14 protein-coding genes are annotated in these 16,491 nt (G+C 70.4%); 4 read left to right on the top strand and 10 right to left on the bottom strand.

What is annotated here, in order from left to right:
- Positions 1–2 precede the first annotated feature (2 nt).
- Positions 3–1,262 (bottom strand): MFS transporter, encoded by a 1,260-nt coding sequence (locus O1G22_RS33490; protein WP_270084729.1) that lies wholly within the window; start codon positions 1,260–1,262, stop codon positions 3–5.
- A gap of 243 nt (positions 1,263–1,505) precedes the next feature.
- Between O1G22_RS33490 and O1G22_RS33485 the strand changes: the two genes are divergently transcribed.
- A complete protein-coding gene (locus O1G22_RS33485) occupies positions 1,506–2,522 on the top strand; it encodes a LacI family DNA-binding transcriptional regulator (protein ID WP_270084728.1) in 1,017 nt (338 codons plus the stop codon).
- 93 nt (positions 2,523–2,615) lie between these two features.
- Here O1G22_RS33485 and prcA read toward each other — a convergent pair whose 3' ends face one another.
- From prcA to arc, 5 genes are all read right to left on the bottom strand, one after another.
- Positions 2,616–3,371, bottom strand: coding sequence for a proteasome subunit alpha (gene prcA / locus O1G22_RS33480; protein ID WP_225098286.1), 756 nt, complete (start codon positions 3,369–3,371; stop codon positions 2,616–2,618).
- A 64-nt stretch (positions 3,372–3,435) separates the two neighbouring features.
- Positions 3,436–4,281 (bottom strand): proteasome subunit beta, encoded by an 846-nt coding sequence (gene prcB, locus O1G22_RS33475; RefSeq protein WP_270084727.1) that lies wholly within the window; start codon positions 4,279–4,281, stop codon positions 3,436–3,438.
- A gap of 201 nt (positions 4,282–4,482) precedes the next feature.
- Positions 4,483–4,701, bottom strand: a complete 219-nt coding sequence (locus O1G22_RS33470) for a ubiquitin-like protein Pup (protein ID WP_225098288.1) — start codon at positions 4,699–4,701, stop codon at positions 4,483–4,485.
- Positions 4,702–4,873: 172 nt separating this feature from the next.
- A complete protein-coding gene (dop, locus tag O1G22_RS33465) occupies positions 4,874–6,385 on the bottom strand; it encodes a depupylase/deamidase Dop (RefSeq protein ID WP_346434242.1) in 1,512 nt (503 codons plus the stop codon).
- A gap of 243 nt (positions 6,386–6,628) precedes the next feature.
- Entirely contained in the window at positions 6,629–8,395 is a 1,767-nt protein-coding gene (gene arc / locus O1G22_RS33460; protein WP_270084726.1) for a proteasome ATPase, read from the bottom strand.
- A gap of 539 nt (positions 8,396–8,934) precedes the next feature.
- Between arc and O1G22_RS33455 the strand changes: the two genes are divergently transcribed.
- Positions 8,935–9,237, top strand: coding sequence for a ferredoxin (locus O1G22_RS33455; RefSeq protein WP_225098290.1), 303 nt, complete (start codon positions 8,935–8,937; stop codon positions 9,235–9,237).
- Between the two features lie 31 nt (positions 9,238–9,268).
- Here O1G22_RS33455 and O1G22_RS33450 read toward each other — a convergent pair whose 3' ends face one another.
- From O1G22_RS33450 to O1G22_RS33440, 3 genes are all read right to left on the bottom strand, one after another.
- On the bottom strand, positions 9,269–9,841 hold the full coding sequence (locus O1G22_RS33450; protein WP_270084725.1) for a hypothetical protein: 573 nt from the start codon (positions 9,839–9,841) through the stop codon (positions 9,269–9,271).
- Between the two features lie 224 nt (positions 9,842–10,065).
- Positions 10,066–10,965 carry a tRNA (adenine-N1)-methyltransferase gene (locus O1G22_RS33445; RefSeq protein ID WP_270084724.1) on the bottom strand — a complete coding sequence of 300 codons (900 nt, stop codon included), beginning with the start codon at positions 10,963–10,965 and terminating at the stop codon, positions 10,066–10,068.
- Positions 10,966–11,003: 38 nt separating this feature from the next.
- Positions 11,004–12,545 carry a site-2 protease family protein gene (locus tag O1G22_RS33440; protein ID WP_270084723.1) on the bottom strand — a complete coding sequence of 514 codons (1,542 nt, stop codon included), beginning with the start codon at positions 12,543–12,545 and terminating at the stop codon, positions 11,004–11,006.
- Positions 12,546–12,723: 178 nt separating this feature from the next.
- Here O1G22_RS33440 and O1G22_RS33435 point away from each other — a divergent pair, with 178 nt between their 5' ends.
- Complete coding sequence (locus tag O1G22_RS33435; RefSeq protein ID WP_270084722.1) at positions 12,724–13,614, top strand: RecB family exonuclease; 891 nt, start codon at positions 12,724–12,726, stop codon at positions 13,612–13,614.
- A gap of 14 nt (positions 13,615–13,628) precedes the next feature.
- Positions 13,629–14,300 (top strand): response regulator, encoded by a 672-nt coding sequence (locus tag O1G22_RS33430; RefSeq protein WP_067050555.1) that lies wholly within the window; start codon positions 13,629–13,631, stop codon positions 14,298–14,300.
- Positions 14,301–14,626: 326 nt separating this feature from the next.
- Here O1G22_RS33430 and O1G22_RS33425 read toward each other — a convergent pair whose 3' ends face one another.
- Entirely contained in the window at positions 14,627–16,231 is a 1,605-nt protein-coding gene (locus tag O1G22_RS33425; protein ID WP_270084721.1) for an ABC transporter substrate-binding protein, read from the bottom strand.
- Between the last annotated feature and the right edge of the window lie 260 nt (positions 16,232–16,491).

The following is a 16,491-nucleotide window of genomic DNA, read 5'->3' as shown; positions in this document are numbered from 1 at the left end:
CATTACGCCCGATCCCCTGAGCTGAAACGGGGTTCGACAGCACGATTTGGATCATTTTCCGATGAAGCCGCAACGACCTCACCGCACGCGGGAGCTGCGAGGACCCGTGCGGTGGTGAGCAGGACCAGCAGGGACACGGCCCCCGCGACACCGGGCACGGCGAAGCCCCACACCGTGCCGCCGGCCTGGACGACGGGTCCCGCGAGGCCCGTGCCGACCGAGGCGCCCACGGTGAACGTCGTCACGAGCCAGGAGAACGCCTCGGTGACGGTCCCGCTCGGCGCGTGCCGGTCGACGATGATGAACGCGCAGGCGATACAGGGTGCGAGGAACACTCCGGACAGGACCGTGAGCAGCACCATGGCCGGCGCGCCCGGCACCAGCGTGAGCGGCAGGTAACACACCGCCAGAAGGGCCACCAGGAACCGCAGTCGCCGCTCGGGCGCACCGGCCCACCGGCGGGCGCCGTAGACCGTACCGCCGGCGAGCGCGCCGAGGCCGAGCCCGGCCATCATCCAGCCGTAGACCGCGTCGCCGCCGTGTCCGTCGGCGTACGACACCGACGCGACCGTGATGGAGCCCAGCGCGATGCCGATGAACAGGAAGGCGCCGAGCAGGGCGAGCAGGCCGGGCGAGCGCAGGGCGCCGAGCCAGTGCGCCTCGCGCGGGGCCGAGCGCCACGCGCGCGAGGGCGGCGAGACGACCACGGAGAGCGCGCCGAGGACGCCCAGGAGGTTCAGCACGAGCAGGGCGGCGCGCTCGTCCCACAGGGACACGCACAGGGTCACCAGCAGCGGCCCCACGGTGAACATGACCTCCTGCGCGATCGCGTCCATGGCGTACGCGGTGTGCACCTGCTCCTCGCGGCGCAGCACCGACGGCCACAGGGCACGCAGGCCGCCTTCCAGGGGCGGGGCGAACAGCCCGGCCACGGCGACGGACGCGTAGGCGAGCGGCAGCGGGTCGGTGCCGGACAGGGCGAAGACGGTCATGGAGAGGGCGGCGAGGAGGGCGGCGGGCAGCTGGACGCGCGGCTGGCCGTGCAGGTCCACGAGCCGGCCCAGCACCGGCTGGCCGACCGCGTTGGCGACGCCGTAGACGGCCGCGAGGGCGCCGGCGAGGCTGTACGTGCCGCCCTCGGCGCGGACGAACAGCACCAGGGCGATCGCGGCGGTGGCGTTGGGCAGCCGGCCCACCAGGGTGCCGGTGAGCAGCCGCAGCGCGTGCCGCGCCCGGAGTATCTCCAGGTATCCGGTGGCCATGCCCTGCCCCTCAGCAGATCGCGCGGAGCGCCTCGACGCCCGACGTGTTACGTATAACTTGCTGCTTCATACGTACCATGTGCGCTGTTCGGACGTCCAGACGACGGGAGTGAGCCGGAGGGCGCGCCGGTGTCGAGGGCGCGAGCGCGCGGAGGCCCGAAGGGTTGAGCACGGTCGCGCCCTCGACACCGGCTGAGAGCGCCCCGGAGGCGAACGACCCAAAAAGAAGGGAGCGCACCCGCGGTGGCACGCAGCAGTACGCGCCCGACCAGCCGTGACGTCGCCCAGGCGGCCGGGGTCTCGCAGGCCGCCGTCTCGCTCGTGCTGGGCGACAAGTGGCGCGGCCGTGTCTCCGAGGCCACCGCCGAGCGGGTCCGCGAGGCCGCGCGCGACCTCGGCTACCGTCCCAACCTCGCCGCCCGCAACCTCCGGCTCGGCCGCACCCGCACGGTCCTGCTGGTCGTGCCCGCGCTGACGACGGAGTTCTTCGCGGGCGTCTACACGGGCGCCGCGCGCGTGGCGGCCGAGAACGGCTTCGGGGTCGTCCTGTATCCCTCCCCCGAGGGCATCGGCCCGGCCCGCGACCCGTTCGCCTCCGCGCAGGCGGCGCTGGACGGTGTCATCGCCTCCTCCATGGCCGCCGACGCGCTCACCGCGATCCGCGGCGACCAGCTGCCGCTGGTCATGCTGGACAGCGACCCGGAGGGCAGCATGGGCGCGGCCACCGTGAACCTGGACATCGCCGACGGCGTCCGCCAGGTCACCGACCATCTGCTGGGCCTCGGCCACCGCCGAGTGCTGCATCTCGCCGCGGACGTGCCCTCCTGGACCTTCGAGATCCGCGCGCGCGAACTGGCGGCACGCATGGCGGCCGTGCCGGGCACCCAGGTCCGTACGGCCAGGGCCCCGATCTCCATCGAGGACGCCCTGGCCGCGACCGAGGCCGCGCTCCGGCTGCCCGGCCCCCGGCCGACGGCGGTGGTCTGCGACGACGACAAGCTGGCCGCCGGCGCCTACAAGGCCGTCCGCCGGCTCGGCCTGCGCATCCCGGACGACATCTCGGTCACCGGCCTCGACGACCTCGCCCTGGCCACCGCCCTCGACCCCGAGCTGACGACGGTACGACTGGACGCCGAGCTCTTCGGCGAACGGGGCATGCGGGCCCTGCTGGCGGTCCTGGAGGGCGAGGAGCCCGCGGGCGGGGACATCCCGGTCCAGCTGGTCGTCCGGGCCTCCACGGCCCCGCCACCGGGCGTCTAGTCCGGCTCAGCGCGGATGTGCCGCGCCCGGACACCGCTGTGCCCCGGCCGGGACTGCGGCCGGGGCACAACCTGAGCGGCAGGGGGTGGCGGGCTACTCCTCCCCGGACTCCTCGGGCTCCTCGGCGGTCTCCGCCTCGGTGGCCCCGCCGTCCGCCTCCAGCAGGCGGGCGAGCTGGCGGCCGACGATGCGCTTGAACTTGCGCTTCTGCGGACGTGTGCGGTCCAGCACCGCGACCTCCAGGCGATCGGCGGGGATCTCCCGCTGGGTGCCGTTGGGGTCGCGGGACAGGGCCTTCACGGCGAGCTGCAGCGCCTCGGCCAGGGTCATGCCGTCGCGGTGCTCGCGGTCCAGATAGGTGCTGATCTGCTCCGGGTTGCCGCCGACCGCGACCGAGCCGTGCTCGTCCACGATGGAGCCGTCGTGCGGCAGCCGGTAGATCTGGTCGCCCTCGGCGGTCTCCCCCACCTCGGCGACGATCAGCTCCACCTCGTACGGCTTCTCGGCGGCCGAGGAGAAGATCGTGCCCAGCGTCTGGGCGTAGACGTTGGCGAGGCCACGGGCGGTGACGTCGTCGCGGTCGTAGGTGTAGCCGCGCAGGTCGGCGTAGCGGACGCCGCCGATGCGCAGGTTCTCGTACTCGTTGTACTTGCCTGCGGCGGCGAAGCCGATCCGGTCGTAGATCTCGCTGAACTTGTGCAGCGCGCGGGACGGGTTCTCGCCGACGAACACGATGCCGTCGGCGTACTGCAGCACGACGAGGCTGCGGCCGCGGGCGATGCCCTTGCGGGCGTACTCGGCCCGGTCGGCCATGGCCTGCTGGGGTGAGACATAGAACGGCGTCGACACCGGTTATCCGTCCCTTTCTGTCATGGTCACTGGATCACCTTGATAAGAACCGGGGGCCGCTGCCTCAGAGCAGGGCGGCCTTGGGGCCGTCGGGCTCCTCCAGGCGGCGCTGGAGCACCGCGCGGGAGAGCTCCGAGGACTCGTCCTCGGTGAGCCGGCGGAAGCCGTCCTCGGTGATCACGGTGATGATCGGGTAGATCCGGCGGGCGACATCGGGACCACCGGTCGCCGAGTCGTCGTCTGCCGCGTCGTAGAGGGCCTGGACCACCAGCGTGGTGGCCTGCTCCTCGGTCAGGTCGTCACGGAACAGCTTCTTCATCGCACCGCGCGCGAAGATCGAGCCGGAGCCCGTCGCCGCGAAGTTGTGCTCCTCGCTGCGGCCGCCCGTGACGTCGTAGGAGAAGATGCGCCCCTTCTCGCGGTCCAGGTCGTACCCCGCGAAGAGGGGGACCACGGCGAGGCCCTGCATGGCCATGCCGAGGTTGGAGCGGATCATCGTCGACAGCCGGTTCGCCTTGCCCTCCAGGGACAGCTGGGCGCCCTCGACCTTCTCGAAGTGCTCCAGCTCCAGCTGGAAGAGCTTGACCATCTCGACGGCGAGACCCGCGGTGCCGGCGATGCCGACCGCCGAGTACTCGTCCGCCGGGAACACCTTCTCGATGTCCCGCTGCGCGATGATGTTGCCCATCGTCGCGCGCCGGTCACCGGCGAGCACCACGCCTCCGGGGAACGTCACGGCCACGATGGTCGTGCCGTGCGGCGCCTCGATCACGCCCTGGGTGGGCGGCAGCTGCCGGTTGCCGGGCAGCAGCTCGGGCTGGTGCTCGGAGAGGAAGTCCATGAACGAAGAAGAGCCTGGCGTCAGGAAGGCAGCTGGTAGACGCCCGGTGCCACGAGTATTGGCTTCCACAAGTTTCCTTCCACGTAAGCGATATGCCACGGACCCTACCCGGGTCGGGGCGGTGATCCACATGCCCGGCGGACCCTGTACCGGGAACGAAGACTGCTCGCGGACCGGACTCCTCCGGCCGCGAGCAGCGCTTCGTCGTCCGCTCATCGGCCACTCACTACTCCCCCACCCTCGAACCTTTGATTCGAAGGCAAGGACGGGCTACTGTCCGCCCTTTTGCACGAAGGAGCGCACGAAGTCCTCGGCGTTCTCCTCCAGGACGTCATCGATCTCGTCCAGGACGGAGTCCACGTCGTCGGACAGCTTCTCGTGGCGCTCCTTGAGGTCTCCCTGGGCCTGCGCGTCCTGCGCCTGCTCCTCGACCTCTTCGGTGGAGCGTGTGGCCTTCTGCTGGCCGCCGCCGGTGTCCTTGGTTGACATAACCCTCACCCCGCTCAGTTCGCCTGCCGATCGGTGATGATCAGACCCTACAAGCCGGGTCCGACATCGTCCCCGCAGTTTCCACAACGTGCGGGGACCACCTCGATGATTCCCGGGCGGTGGGATTTCCACCCTGGCCGCCCGGGCTGGTACGTGTACCCGCCGGCCGCTCTCAGCCGCCCGACAGCACCCTGACCAGGTCTTCCGCCGTGCGGCAGCGGTCCAGCAGCTCCTTGACGTGATTTCGCGTTCCGCGTAGCGGTTCCAGGGTTGGGACGCGCTGGAGGGAGTCGCGGCCGGGGAGGTCGAAGATGACCGAGTCCCAGCTCGCGGCGGCGACGTCGTCCGCGTACTGCTCCAGGCAGCGGCCGCGGAAGTACGCGCGTGTGTCCTCCGGCGGCTTCGTACGGGCCCGGTCGACCTCGGACTCGTCCAGCAGCCGCTTCATGCGTCCGCGGGCCGCCAGACGGTTGTAGAGCCCCTTCTCGGCTCGTACGTCGGCGTACTGGAGGTCGACCAGGTGCAGCCGGGCGGAGTCCCAGTCGAGGCCGTCACGGCGGCGGTAGCCCTCCATCAGCTCGCGCTTGGCGACCCAGTCCAGCTCGCCGGCCAGACTCATCGGATCGTTCTCAAGCCGGTTGAGAGTGTCCTCCCAACGGCTCAGGACGTCCTTGGTCTGCTCGTCCGCGTCCGCGCCGTAGCGCTCCTCGACGTACTTGCGGGACAGCTCGAAGTACTCCATCTGCAACTGGACCGCGGTGAGTGTGCGGCCGCTGCGGAGCGTGACCAGGCGCTTGAGGCCGGGGTCGTGGGAGACCTGGTGGAGGGTGCGCACGGGCTGGTCGACCGCCAGGTCCACCGCGATGAAACCGTCCTCGATCATGGAGAGCACCAGGGCGGTCGTGCCCAGCTTCAGGTACGTCGAGATCTCGGACAGGTTCGCGTCGCCGATGATCACGTGCAGCCTGCGGTACTTCTCGGCGTCGGCGTGCGGCTCGTCGCGGGTGTTGATGATCGGGCGCTTCAGCGTCGTCTCCAGGCCGACCTCGACCTCGAAGTAGTCCGCGCGCTGGCTGAGCTGGAAGCCGTGCTCGTGCCCGTCCTGGCCGATGCCGACGCGGCCCGCTCCGGCGAAGACCTGACGGGAGACGAAGAACGGCGTCAGGTGGCGCACGATGTCCGAGAAGGGGGTCTCCCGCTTCATCAGGTAGTTCTCGTGCGTCCCGTAGGAGGCGCCCTTGTTGTCGGTGTTGTTCTTGTAGAGGTGGATCGGCTGGGCGCCGGGGAGCTGCGCGGCCCGCTCGGCGGCCTCGGCCATGATGCGCTCGCCGGCCTTGTCCCACAGCACGGCGTCGCGCGGGTTGGTCACCTCGGGGGCGCTGTACTCGGGGTGGGCGTGGTCGACGTACAGCCGCGCGCCGTTGGTGAGGATCACATTGGCGAGGCCGATGTCCTCGTCGGTGAGCTGGCTGGCGTCGGCGGCCTCCCTGGCGAGGTCGAAGCCCCGCGCGTCCCGGAGCGGATTCTCCTCCTCGAAGTCCCAGCGGGCCCGGCGGGCCCGGTGCATCGCCGCCGCGTAGGCGTTGACGATCTGGGACGAGGTGAGCATGGCATTGGCGTTGGGGTGGCCGGGGACGGAGATCCCGTACTCCGTCTCGATGCCCATTACTCGCCGTACGGTCATGCGGCCCTCCTTGCCCGGCGGCACCCTCGGTCGTGGGCGCCGCTCACGTACCGCTGGCGCTCCGGTGCGTGTGCGGTGCCCGTCCCCGCACTGCGCGACTCGGCGGTAGGAACGAGCCTAGAACGCCTTTGCGCTGGTGGGGAGATCATTTGCGTCATTGCCTGCTCCGGTCGTGGCCCGTGTCGGCCAGAAAAAACAGAGGGCTGCGGGTACCCGGTGAGGGCACCCGCAGCCGCCCTGCCTTTACAGGTACTGACCGGTGTTCGCCACCGTGTCGATGGAGCGTCCGGTGTCCGCGCCCTGCTTTCCGGTGATGAGCGTACGGATGTACACGATCCGTTCGCCCTTCTTTCCGGAGATCCGGGCCCAGTCGTCCGGGTTGGTGGTGTTGGGCAGGTCCTCGTTCTCCTTGAACTCGTCCACGCAGGCCTGGAGCAGGTGGGAGACGCGGAGACCCTTCTGGCTCTTTTCGAGGAAGTCCTTGATCGCCATCTTCTTGGCGCGTCCGACGATGTTCTCGATCATGGCGCCGGAGTTGAAGTCCTTGAAGTAGAGGACTTCCTTGTCGCCGTTGGCGTAGGTGACCTCCAGGAAGCGGTTCTCCTCGGACTCGGCGTACATGTGCTCGACCGCCGTCTGGATCATGCTCTGGACGGTGGTGGCCTTGTCGCCGCCGTGCTCGCCGAGGTCATCGGAGTGCAGCGGGAGGCGCTCGGTGAGGTACTTGCCGAAGATGTCCTTGGCCGCCTCGGCGTCCGGCCGCTCGATCTTGATCTTCACGTCGAGCCGGCCGGGGCGCAGGATGGCCGGGTCGATCATGTCCTCGCGGTTGGAGGCGCCGATCACGACCACGTTCTGCAGGCCCTCGACACCGTCGATCTCGGCGAGCAGCTGCGGGACGATGGTGTTCTCCACGTCCGAGCTGACGCCGGAGCCACGGGTGCGGAAGAGGGACTCCATCTCGTCGAAGAAGACGATGACGGGGGTGCCCTCGCTGGCCTTCTCCCGTGCACGCTGGAAGACGAGACGGATCTGCCGCTCGGTCTCGCCGACGTACTTGTTGAGCAGCTCGGGACCCTTGATGTTCAGGAAGAAGCTCTTGCCCGCGGCCTGGCCGGTGACCTCGGCGACCTTCTTGGCCAGCGAGTTCGCGACAGCCTTGGCGATGAGCGTCTTGCCGCAGCCGGGCGGCCCGTAGAGCAGCACGCCCTTGGGCGGCCGCAGCTCGTGCTCCTTGAACAGGTCGGGGTAGAGGTACGGCAGCTCGACCGCGTCACGGATGGCCTCGATCTGGTTGCCGAGACCGCCGATCTGCTCGTAACCGATGTCCGGGACCTCTTCGAGGACGAGCTCCTCGACCTCGCTCTTGGGCACGACCTCGTAGACGTAGCCGGAGCGGGGTTCGAGCAGCAGGGCGTCGCCGGCGCGGATGGTGATGCCGAGCAGCGGCTCGGCGAGCCGCACCACCCGTTCCTCGTCGGTGTGCCCCAGCACGAGGGCGCGCTCGCCGTCCTCCAGGATCTCCTTGAGGGTGACGATGTCGCCGACGCTCTCGAACTCCATGGCCTCGACCACGTTGAGCGCCTCGTTGAGCATGACCTCCTGGCCGCGCCGCAGGTCGTCCAGGTCGACACTCGGGCTGACGTTCACCCGGAGCTTGCGGCCGCCGGTGAAGATGTCGGCGGTGCCGTCCTCGTTCGCCTGCAGGAAGACCCCGAAGCCGGCCGGCGGCTGGGCGAGCCGGTCGACCTCTTCCTTGAGGGCCACGATCTGGTCGCGAGCCTCGCGGAGGGTGTTGGCCAGTCGTTCGTTCTGGGCGGACACGCCGGCCAGGTTGGTCTGCAGCTCGACGATCCGCTCTTCGAGAATCCTCGTGTGTCGCGGAGAGTCGGCGAGCTTGCGTCGCAGGACGGCGATCTCCTGCTCAAGGTAGGCGATCTGCCCGGCCGGGTCGTCGGACCCTCGTCCCGGGCGGATGCCGCGGTTCATGTCGTCGTCGTGGGCTGCCACGGTCCTCACCTCCTCCAAGGGGAGCTGGACGCTTCCAGACCCTACCTGGGTGGGTGTCGATTGAAACCCCTAGATCACCAAGACTGTCAAGGTGTGTCGTCGGTCACCCGGTGCGCTCTCCCTCGCACGGAGGGGATACCCACTCAACGTGATGTGGAAGCAGTTTGTTCCGGGCATCGCGTGGGCGAAACCCTTCAAGGATGGCCGGAGTTGACCGGTCCGGGCCGGTCGGCCCGCACGCGGGCAGCCCGCGGCACGCTCTTACGATCATCACGCAGAGCGACGGTCCGGGCGGACGGTGTCACCGCCGGTCCGGCCTGAAGTGGTCGTTCCTGTGGCCGGGACTCCCCCGTCCTGGCCGGGACTCCCCGATCCCGGTCGGGCGGTCGTACCCGAGCGGGATCGGGCGGAAACCCGGTCACCGGCGGAACAAGGCCCAAATGCGGCGGAGGTAGGGTCGAGGGACGTTCGACAGCCGCTGGAGCGGACCCGGCCGGCGCCAGGCCCCGGCCGCCCGGCGAACCGGAAGGGCAGGAGAAGTGACCGTGCAGCAGGAGGCCCCGGGCGGCGAGGCGCTGGAGGTCTGGATCGACCAGGACCTGTGTACCGGCGACGGGATCTGCGCCCAGTACGCCCCCGAGGTGTTCGAGCTGGACATCGACGGGCTGGCCTATGTGAAGGGCGCGGACGACGAGCTGCTCCAGTCCGCGGGGGCGACGACTCCCGTACCGCTGCCGCTGCTCACGGACGTGGTGGACTCGGCGAAGGAGTGTCCCGGCGAGTGCATCCATGTGCGCCGCGTTTCGGACAAGGTCGAGGTGTACGGGCCCGACGCGGAGTGAGTCCGGCCGGGCCCGGTGCCGGGCGTCCGGGTCAGACGCCGCGGGCCGCTCCGGGCGAGGAGCGTATGAACGCGCTGCCGTTCCACTGCCACTTGGCCGGGGTCTTCAGGTCCGGGCAGCAGTTGGGCACGGCGTCCGAGGAGTAGCCGAGCAGGGTCGCGCCGACCGCACGCGCGCGCAGCGAGAAGTCCGTGACGGTCAGCCGGTCCTGCGGCTTCACGAGCGTGGCGACCACGCGGGGCGTCCCGCCGTCGGACGGGCGGGTGATGACGTAGACCCCGTCCGGCGGGGTGCCCATGGCGGAGTCGCAGTGCACCACCGCGACCGTCTCCGGTCTGCCGTCGCCGTCCAGGTCCCCGCTGGCCTGCTTCGCCACCACCGCCTTCACCGGGCCGCAGTTCAGCGGGAACTCCACGCCGTTGGTGCCGGGCGGTGCGACGGCCACATGGACGGTCTTGGGCTGTGCGCCGGTGGCGGCCGTGGCCGAGCCGGGCTGCACGACGGAGGAGAGGGCCACGACGCCGGCGACGGCCGTGGCGGTGGCGACCCAGTGGATGGGCCTGGTGTGGGTGTGGGCGAGCTCCGGAACGGCGGATTGCTGCACTAGGAGTGTCTCCTGTGAGGGCTGTGCCGGTGGGGGGGGTGGCCAGCATGGTGCCACACGTCACAACCCGGGGGAACGGCGGGGTCCGAGGTGACGAACACGGGCCGCCGGGATTGCTCGGTTTGTGGCACCTCTGTCAACAGAAAGGCGCTGCGGCCGAGTTCCGGAGGCTTTCCGGGAACTCGGCCGCAGCGCCCGTACGTTGGCTGCGGTACGCGGCCGCGTCAGCGGCCGCCCCCGTCGGCGTTGGGGCCGGCGTAGTCCTCGCCGTAGGCGCCCTTGGCGGGGCGGCGGCGGCGCATGGGCGGCTCGACGCCGTCCGCGAGGCGGCGGGCGGTGAGCAGGAAGCCGGTGTGGCCGATCATCCGGTGGTCCGGGCGGACGGCCAGGCCCTCGATGTGCCAGTTGCGGATCATGGTCTCCCAGGCGGTCGGCTCGTTGAAGCAGCCGATCTCCCGGATGGACTCCACGGTCCGGGCGAGCTGGGTGGTGGTGGCCACGTAGCAGCACAGGATGCCGCCGGGGACCAGCGCCTTGGAGACGGCCTCCAGGCACTCCCAGGGGGCGAGCATGTCGAGGATGACGCGGTCGACGTCGGTGTCGGACAGGTTGTCCTGGAGGTCGCCGACGGTGAGCTGCCAGGCGGGGTGCGGGCCGCCGAAGTAGCGCTCCACGTTCTGTTGGGCGATCTCCGCGAAGTCCTCGCGGCGCTCGTAGGAGTGCAGCATGCCCTGGTCGCCGATGGCGCGCAGCAGGAAGCTGCTGAGCGAGCCGGAGCCGACGCCGGCCTCCACGACGCGCGCGCCGGGGAAGATGTCGGCGAAGGCGAGGATCTGCCCCGCGTCCTTCGGGTAGACGACGGCTGCCCCGCGGGGCATGGACAGGACGTAGTCGGGGAGCAGGGGGCGCAGCGCGAGATAGGCCACGTTGCCGGTGGTGCGGACAACGCTGCCCTCGGGAGCACCGATCAGTTCGTCGTGCGGGAAGGAGCCCTTGTGGGTGTGGAAGTTCTTCCCGGCTTCGAGCGTGAACGTGTAGTGGCGGCCCTTGGGGTCGGTCAGCTGAACCTGGTCCCCGACCTTGAAGGGCCCGCGCCTGCGGGCGGCACCGGTCGGTTCGGACATGTGAACAGACTACCGGGGTTTGTGGGGGCCGCCGACCACTACGACGGCCTGGCCATGGCCTTCACGAAGGCGCGCTCCACGTCCGCCGCCGACAGCACGCCGTAGATCTCGCCGGTCTCCTCCACGACCAGGTACTCGGTGGCCGGGGTGGCCCGCAGGACGTCCAGGAGGTCCTCGCCGGCCAGCTCGGCGGAGACGCGCATGCCCTCGGTGAGGTCCTGGGCGAGGCCGCTGACCGCGACCCAGGGGCGGCGGTGTTCGGGTACGCCGACGATGGCGGCCTCGCGGACCAGGGAGATCGGGTTGCCGTGGGCGTCGACCACGACGAGGGCGCGGGCGCCGGCGGCGTTGGCCCGGCGCAGGGCCTCGGACAGCGGGGTGTCGGTCTGCACGGGTACGGCCCGCCGGGTGAGGGTGCGGGCGCGCAGCTCGGGGAGGTGCTCGCGGAGCCGGGCCATGCGCAGGCTGTTGCCGGCGCCGGTCCAGATGATCGCGGCGAGGATGGCGGCGAGCAGGGCGTCGGTGACGGTGTCCATGCCGCTGACCTGGGTGCCGTCGCCGCCGAGCGCGCCGGAGCGGTTCATCAGCGGCAGACCGACCAGGACCGCGACGGCGAGGGCGCGGCCGACCCAGGCGGCGGCGATGGTGCCGCTCATCGGCCTGCCGGTGATCTTCCAGACGACGGCGCGGAGCATACGGCCGCCGTCCAGGGGCAGGCCGGGCAGGAGGTTGAAGGCCGCCACGATCAGGTTGGAGATCATCAGCCCGGCGAGCAGGACACCGGGCACGGAGCGGGGCTCGACGGGTTTCAGGGCGAGGTAGAACAGGCCGGCGAGGACGAGGGAGAGCAGCGGCCCGACGAAGGCCAGCACGAACTCCCGGCCCGGGGTCTCGGCCTCCTTCTCGATCTCGGAGACACCGCCGAAGAACTGGAGCTGGATGCGGCGCACCGGGAGCTTGAAGCGGATCGCGGCGACCGTGTGGGCCAGCTCGTGGACCAGCACGGAGGCGTAGAAGGCGACGGCGAAGAACAGGGAGACCAGATAGCGGGCGGCACCCAGCTCGGGCAGCACGCGGTCGAGCTGGCCGCCGAACACCCAGGTGATCAGCACGGCGACGAGGAACCAGCTGGGCGCCACGTACACCGGCACCCCGAAGGGCCGCCCCATGAGAATGCCCCCGCCCGGCTCCTTGGGCCGCGGCTGCGGCGGCTCGCCTTTGGCGATACCGGAGTGAGCGAGGGAGCGGTGCTCGGAGGGGGACGCGTCCCGGTGCTTGTCGGCAGGGGTGGCCGCGTCGTCGGCGAGGGTGGTGTTCCTGTCGGGGGAATCCCCGTCCTCCGCGTCCCTGTCGGGGGAATCCCCGTCCCCCGCGTCTCCGCCCTGGGCGCTCCCGACCTCGGTGTTCCCGTCCCGGGCATCCTCGCCGCGGGCGTCCCCCTCGTCGTCCGGGGAGCGGCCGGTCCCCGGGGTGTCGGGCTGGTCGGCGGGGGCGGTCGTCGGGGCCGTAGGAACTGCGGGGTGCTCGGCCGGCTCGTCGTTGCCGGACCGCGGCTGCCCGCTCCCGCCGCTCACGTCCACGGTGTCCCCTCGTTCGAAGCGTCTTCCGCGCCTGCCGGGCGGAAGGGTCTGAGGTCGATGGTATGCGGCCGTCGCGGCACGTTTCGCCCCGGCACCCCCTGTGTTCGCCCCGCAGTTGCGCGGGCGGCGCGGGCGGGGAGTGGGTTACTGTCAGTGGTGGGCCGTAAGGTCTGTGGGCATGGACAGCAGCTTCGAGGACGCGGCGGCCGAACGCGTCGCCATGGCGCCCACCTCCCTGTCGCCCTCCCGGGCCGGCGACTTCATGCAGTGTCCGCTGCTGTACCGGTTCCGGGTGATCGACCGGCTGCCGGAGAAGCCGAGCGAGGCGGCGACCAGAGGCACGCTGGTGCACGCCGTGCTGGAGCGGCTGTTCGACGCGCCCGCCGCGGAGCGGACCGCGCCGAAGGCCAAGGCGCTGATCCCGGGCCAGTGGGACCGGCTGCGGGAGAGCCGGCCGGAGGTGACCGAGCTGTTCGCCGACGATCCGGAGGGCGAGCGGCTGGCGCGCTGGCTGGCCGAGGCCGAGCAGCTGGTGGAGCGCTGGTTCACGCTGGAGGACCCGACGCGGCTGGAGCCCGCCGAGCGGGAGCTGTTCGTCGAGGCCGAGCTGGAGTCGGGGCTGCGGCTGCGCGGGATCATCGACCGGGTCGATGTGGCGCCGACGGGTGAGGTGCGGATCGTCGACTACAAGACGGGCAAGGCACCCCGGCCCGAGTACGCCGAGGGCGCGCTGTTCCAGATGAAGTTCTACGCCCTCGTGGTGTGGCGGCTGAAGCAGGTCGTGCCGCGCCGCCTCCAGCTCGTCTATCTGGGCAGCGGGGACGTGCTGACGTACGACCCGGTCCCCGCCGATCTGGAGCGGGTCGAGCGCAAGCTGCACGCGCTGTGGGACGCCATCCGGCAGGCCACGGAGACCGGCGAGTGGCGCCCCCGCCCGACCAAGCTGTGCGGCTGGTGCGACCATCAGGCGCACTGCCCGGAGTTCGGCGGCACTCCCCCGCCCTATCCGCTCCCGGTGAGGGCGCCCGAGTCCGAGGCAGGGTCGCAGGGCAGAATGGGCCCGGACTAGCGAAGGAGTGTCACGTGGCCATCCGCGTCCTACTGGTCGACGACCAGCCCCTGCTGCGTACGGGTTTCCGGATGATCCTGGAGGCCGAGCAGGACATCGCGGTCGTGGGCGAGGCCGGTGACGGCCTGCAGGCCCTCGATCAGGTACGGGCCCTGCAGCCGGACGTCGTCCTGATGGACATCCGTATGCCGCGGATGGACGGGGTGGAGGCGACCCGGCAGATCACCGGGCCCGACCGGTCCGGCCCGGCGAAGGTGCTCGTACTGACCACGTTCGATCTCGACGAGTACGTGGTGGAGGCGCTGCGCGCCGGGGCCAGCGGCTTCCTGCTGAAGGACGCCCCCGCCAACGAGCTGGTGCAGGCGATCCGCGTGGTCGCGGCCGGGGAGGCGATGCTGGCGCCGAGCATCACGCGCCGGCTGCTGGACAAGTACGCCACGCATCTGCCGTCCGGCGAGGAGCCGGTGCCGGACACCCTGCACACCCTCACCGACCGTGAGGTGGAGGTGCTGAAGCTGGTGGCGCGCGGCCTGTCCAACGCGGAGATCGCCGCCGACCTGTTCGTCAGCGAGACCACCGTGAAGACGCATGTGGGGCATGTGCTGACCAAGCTGGGCCTGCGGGACCGGGTGCAGGCGGCGGTGTACGCGTACGAGAGCGGGCTCGTCCGCCCCGGCGCACAGTAGGCACCAGGAGCGTACGACGGCGAAGGGCGCCCCTCTCCCGTGGAGAGGGGCGCCCGTGCCGTAGACGCCGTCGCCGCCGAACCGACTTCATGTCGGCTGGGGAAGGTCGCGTCGGGGACCTTCCGATGGGCGACGGCCGGGCCACACCGCTCCCCGATCCGGAGCCGGTCGAAGCCGGTGGCCAGTCCCGCCACGATGGGCAGAACTGGCCACTGGTTGCGCAAGTTCACTGCATGCGCTTGTCGTCGGTTCCGTCACCCCGGGGCCACTGTTCCGGCCCCGGGGACCGGGGCAGCCGTCCCTGGCCCCGGATGAAGGAGCGCCCGTCAGCCGCTCACACCACGGCCGAGCTCCCACAGCTGGAGCGTCGAGGAGGAGTTGAGGGCGTACGCCACACCCGTGATGTCGTCCCGTGCGGCGATGTACTGCTTGCCCTGCCACAGCGGCAGGATCGGGACGTCGTCGGCGACGGTGTCCTGGATCGCGGTCAGGCTCTTGGTGGCGGCGGCCCGGTCGGCCTCGCGACGGGACGCCGGGATCAGCGTGTGCTCGATCGTGGGGTTGGAGTACGGCGAGCCGAGGGTGTTGTTCTCGTCCAGGAACGGCGCGAGGAAGTTGTCGGCGTCGGGGAAGTCGGGGAACCAGCCCATGCCGTAGACGTCGTACTGGCCCTTCTTCTCGGCCGGCCGGAACTGGTCCCAGGGGTGGCCCTGGATGGAGGCGTCGAACAGGCCGCTGTCGTTGAGCTGCTTCTGCAGGACCTCGAACTCCTGCTTGGTGGCCGAGCCGTAGTGGTCGGTGGTGTAGTGCAGCGTCAGCTTCACCGGGGTGGTGATGCCGGCCTTCGTCAGCAGGTCCTTCGCCTTGGCGACGCTGGGGTTGCCGTACTTGTTGAAGAACGAGTTGGAGTGGCCGGTGATGGTCGCCGGGACCAGCGAGTACAGCGGCTCGGCCTGGGTCCCGTAGACCTTGGAGACCAGTTCGCCGCGGTTGATCAGCTGCGCCATGGCCTGGCGGACGGCCTTGGACTTCACGCTGGTCGCGTCGGTGTTGAAGGCCAGGTAGCGGATCTCCAGGCCCGGCATCTCCACCAGGTCGACCTTGTTGCCGGTGCCGGCGTCCAGCTTCTGGATCTGCGCGGGGTCCATGGTGCGGGTCATGACGTCGATGTCGCCCTTGTCGATCGCCGCGCCCATGGCGCCGGCGGAGTCGTAGGAGCGCATCACGACCTTGCTGTTGTTCACCGTCACCGCGCCCTTGTACGAAGGGTTCTTGGTGAAGGTGGCGCTGACGATCGTGTTGTCCTTGACGTCGGCCTGGAAGGTGTAAGGACCGGAGCCGTCCAGCGAGAAGCCGTCGCGCAGCTTGCCCTGCTGGTAGTCCTTCGGGTTGACGATGCCCGCGACCGGGGTGGACAGCTTGTACGGGAAGGTGGCGTCGGCCGCGTTGAGGTGGAAGATGACCTCGTTGTCGCCCTGCGTCTCGATCGTGTCGATGGTGTTCAGCAGCGAGGAGACGCCGCTGTCGGCCTTGATGCGCAGGGCACGCTCGATGGAGAACTTCACGTCCTGGGCGGTCACCGGGTCGCCGTTGGCGAACTTCAGTCCGTCGCGCAGCTTGCAGGCGTAGCGCTCGCTGCCGCTGTCGGTGAAGCCGCAGCTCTCGGCGGCGTCCGGGACCAGGTCGCCCTCGCCCTTGGGCAGGGTCATCAGGGTCTGCACGGTCTGCCGCAGGATGTTCCAGGTGCCGACGTCGTAGGCGTAGGCCGGGTCGAGGGGCGCAGGGGCATCGCTGGTGGCGGTGAACCGGTCCGTGGTGCCGACGACGATCGCGTCGCCGCTCTTGCCCCCGCTGCCGGATCCGCCGCACGCGGCGAGAACCGGGGTGAGCAGGCCGGCCACCGCCGGCAGCACCAAAGTCTTACGGTTCATGCGGGAGTTTCTCCAGAGCTGTTCGGGTCCGTGTATCCGGCACGCAGGGGTGGAGGCGGCGGAAACGCGGGGGGTTACGGCGATGTTCTCGCGATGAGATTAGTCCGCGCCCGCAGGAGGGTTCACGGCCCCGCGAGTTGACCGGCCATCACGCAGTGAAACCGGCTGTGGACACACCGAAAACCCGACAGCGGCAGGATTAGTGCAGCTTCCCCCCAATCGGGACACAAGGACCGGCCCTCGCTCCCCGAACAGGGACG

The organism is Streptomyces camelliae, assembly GCF_027625935.1.
Lineage (GTDB): Bacteria > Actinomycetota > Actinomycetes > Streptomycetales > Streptomycetaceae > Streptomyces > Streptomyces camelliae.
Note: the sequence above shows the minus strand (reverse complement) of the source record. Positions and strands in the feature narration are given on the sequence as shown.

What these genes read in the sequence shown, in the direction of transcription:
- O1G22_RS33425 (WP_270084721.1), bottom strand. Translation starts at nt 16,231, where the DNA reads ATGAACCGTAAGACTTTGGTGCTGCCGGCGGTGGCCGGCCTGCTCACC.
- O1G22_RS33490 (WP_270084729.1), bottom strand. Translation starts at nt 1,262, where the DNA reads ATGGCCACCGGATACCTGGAGATACTCCGGGCGCGGCACGCGCTGCGG.
- O1G22_RS33435 (WP_270084722.1), top strand. Translation starts at nt 12,724, where the DNA reads ATGGACAGCAGCTTCGAGGACGCGGCGGCCGAACGCGTCGCCATGGCG.
- O1G22_RS33470 (WP_225098288.1), bottom strand. Translation starts at nt 4,701, where the DNA reads ATGTCAACCAAGGACACCGGCGGCGGCCAGCAGAAGGCCACACGCTCC.
- dop (WP_346434242.1), bottom strand. Translation starts at nt 6,385, where the DNA reads ATGACCGTACGGCGAGTAATGGGCATCGAGACGGAGTACGGGATCTCC.
- O1G22_RS33445 (WP_270084724.1), bottom strand. Translation starts at nt 10,965, where the DNA reads ATGTCCGAACCGACCGGTGCCGCCCGCAGGCGCGGGCCCTTCAAGGTC.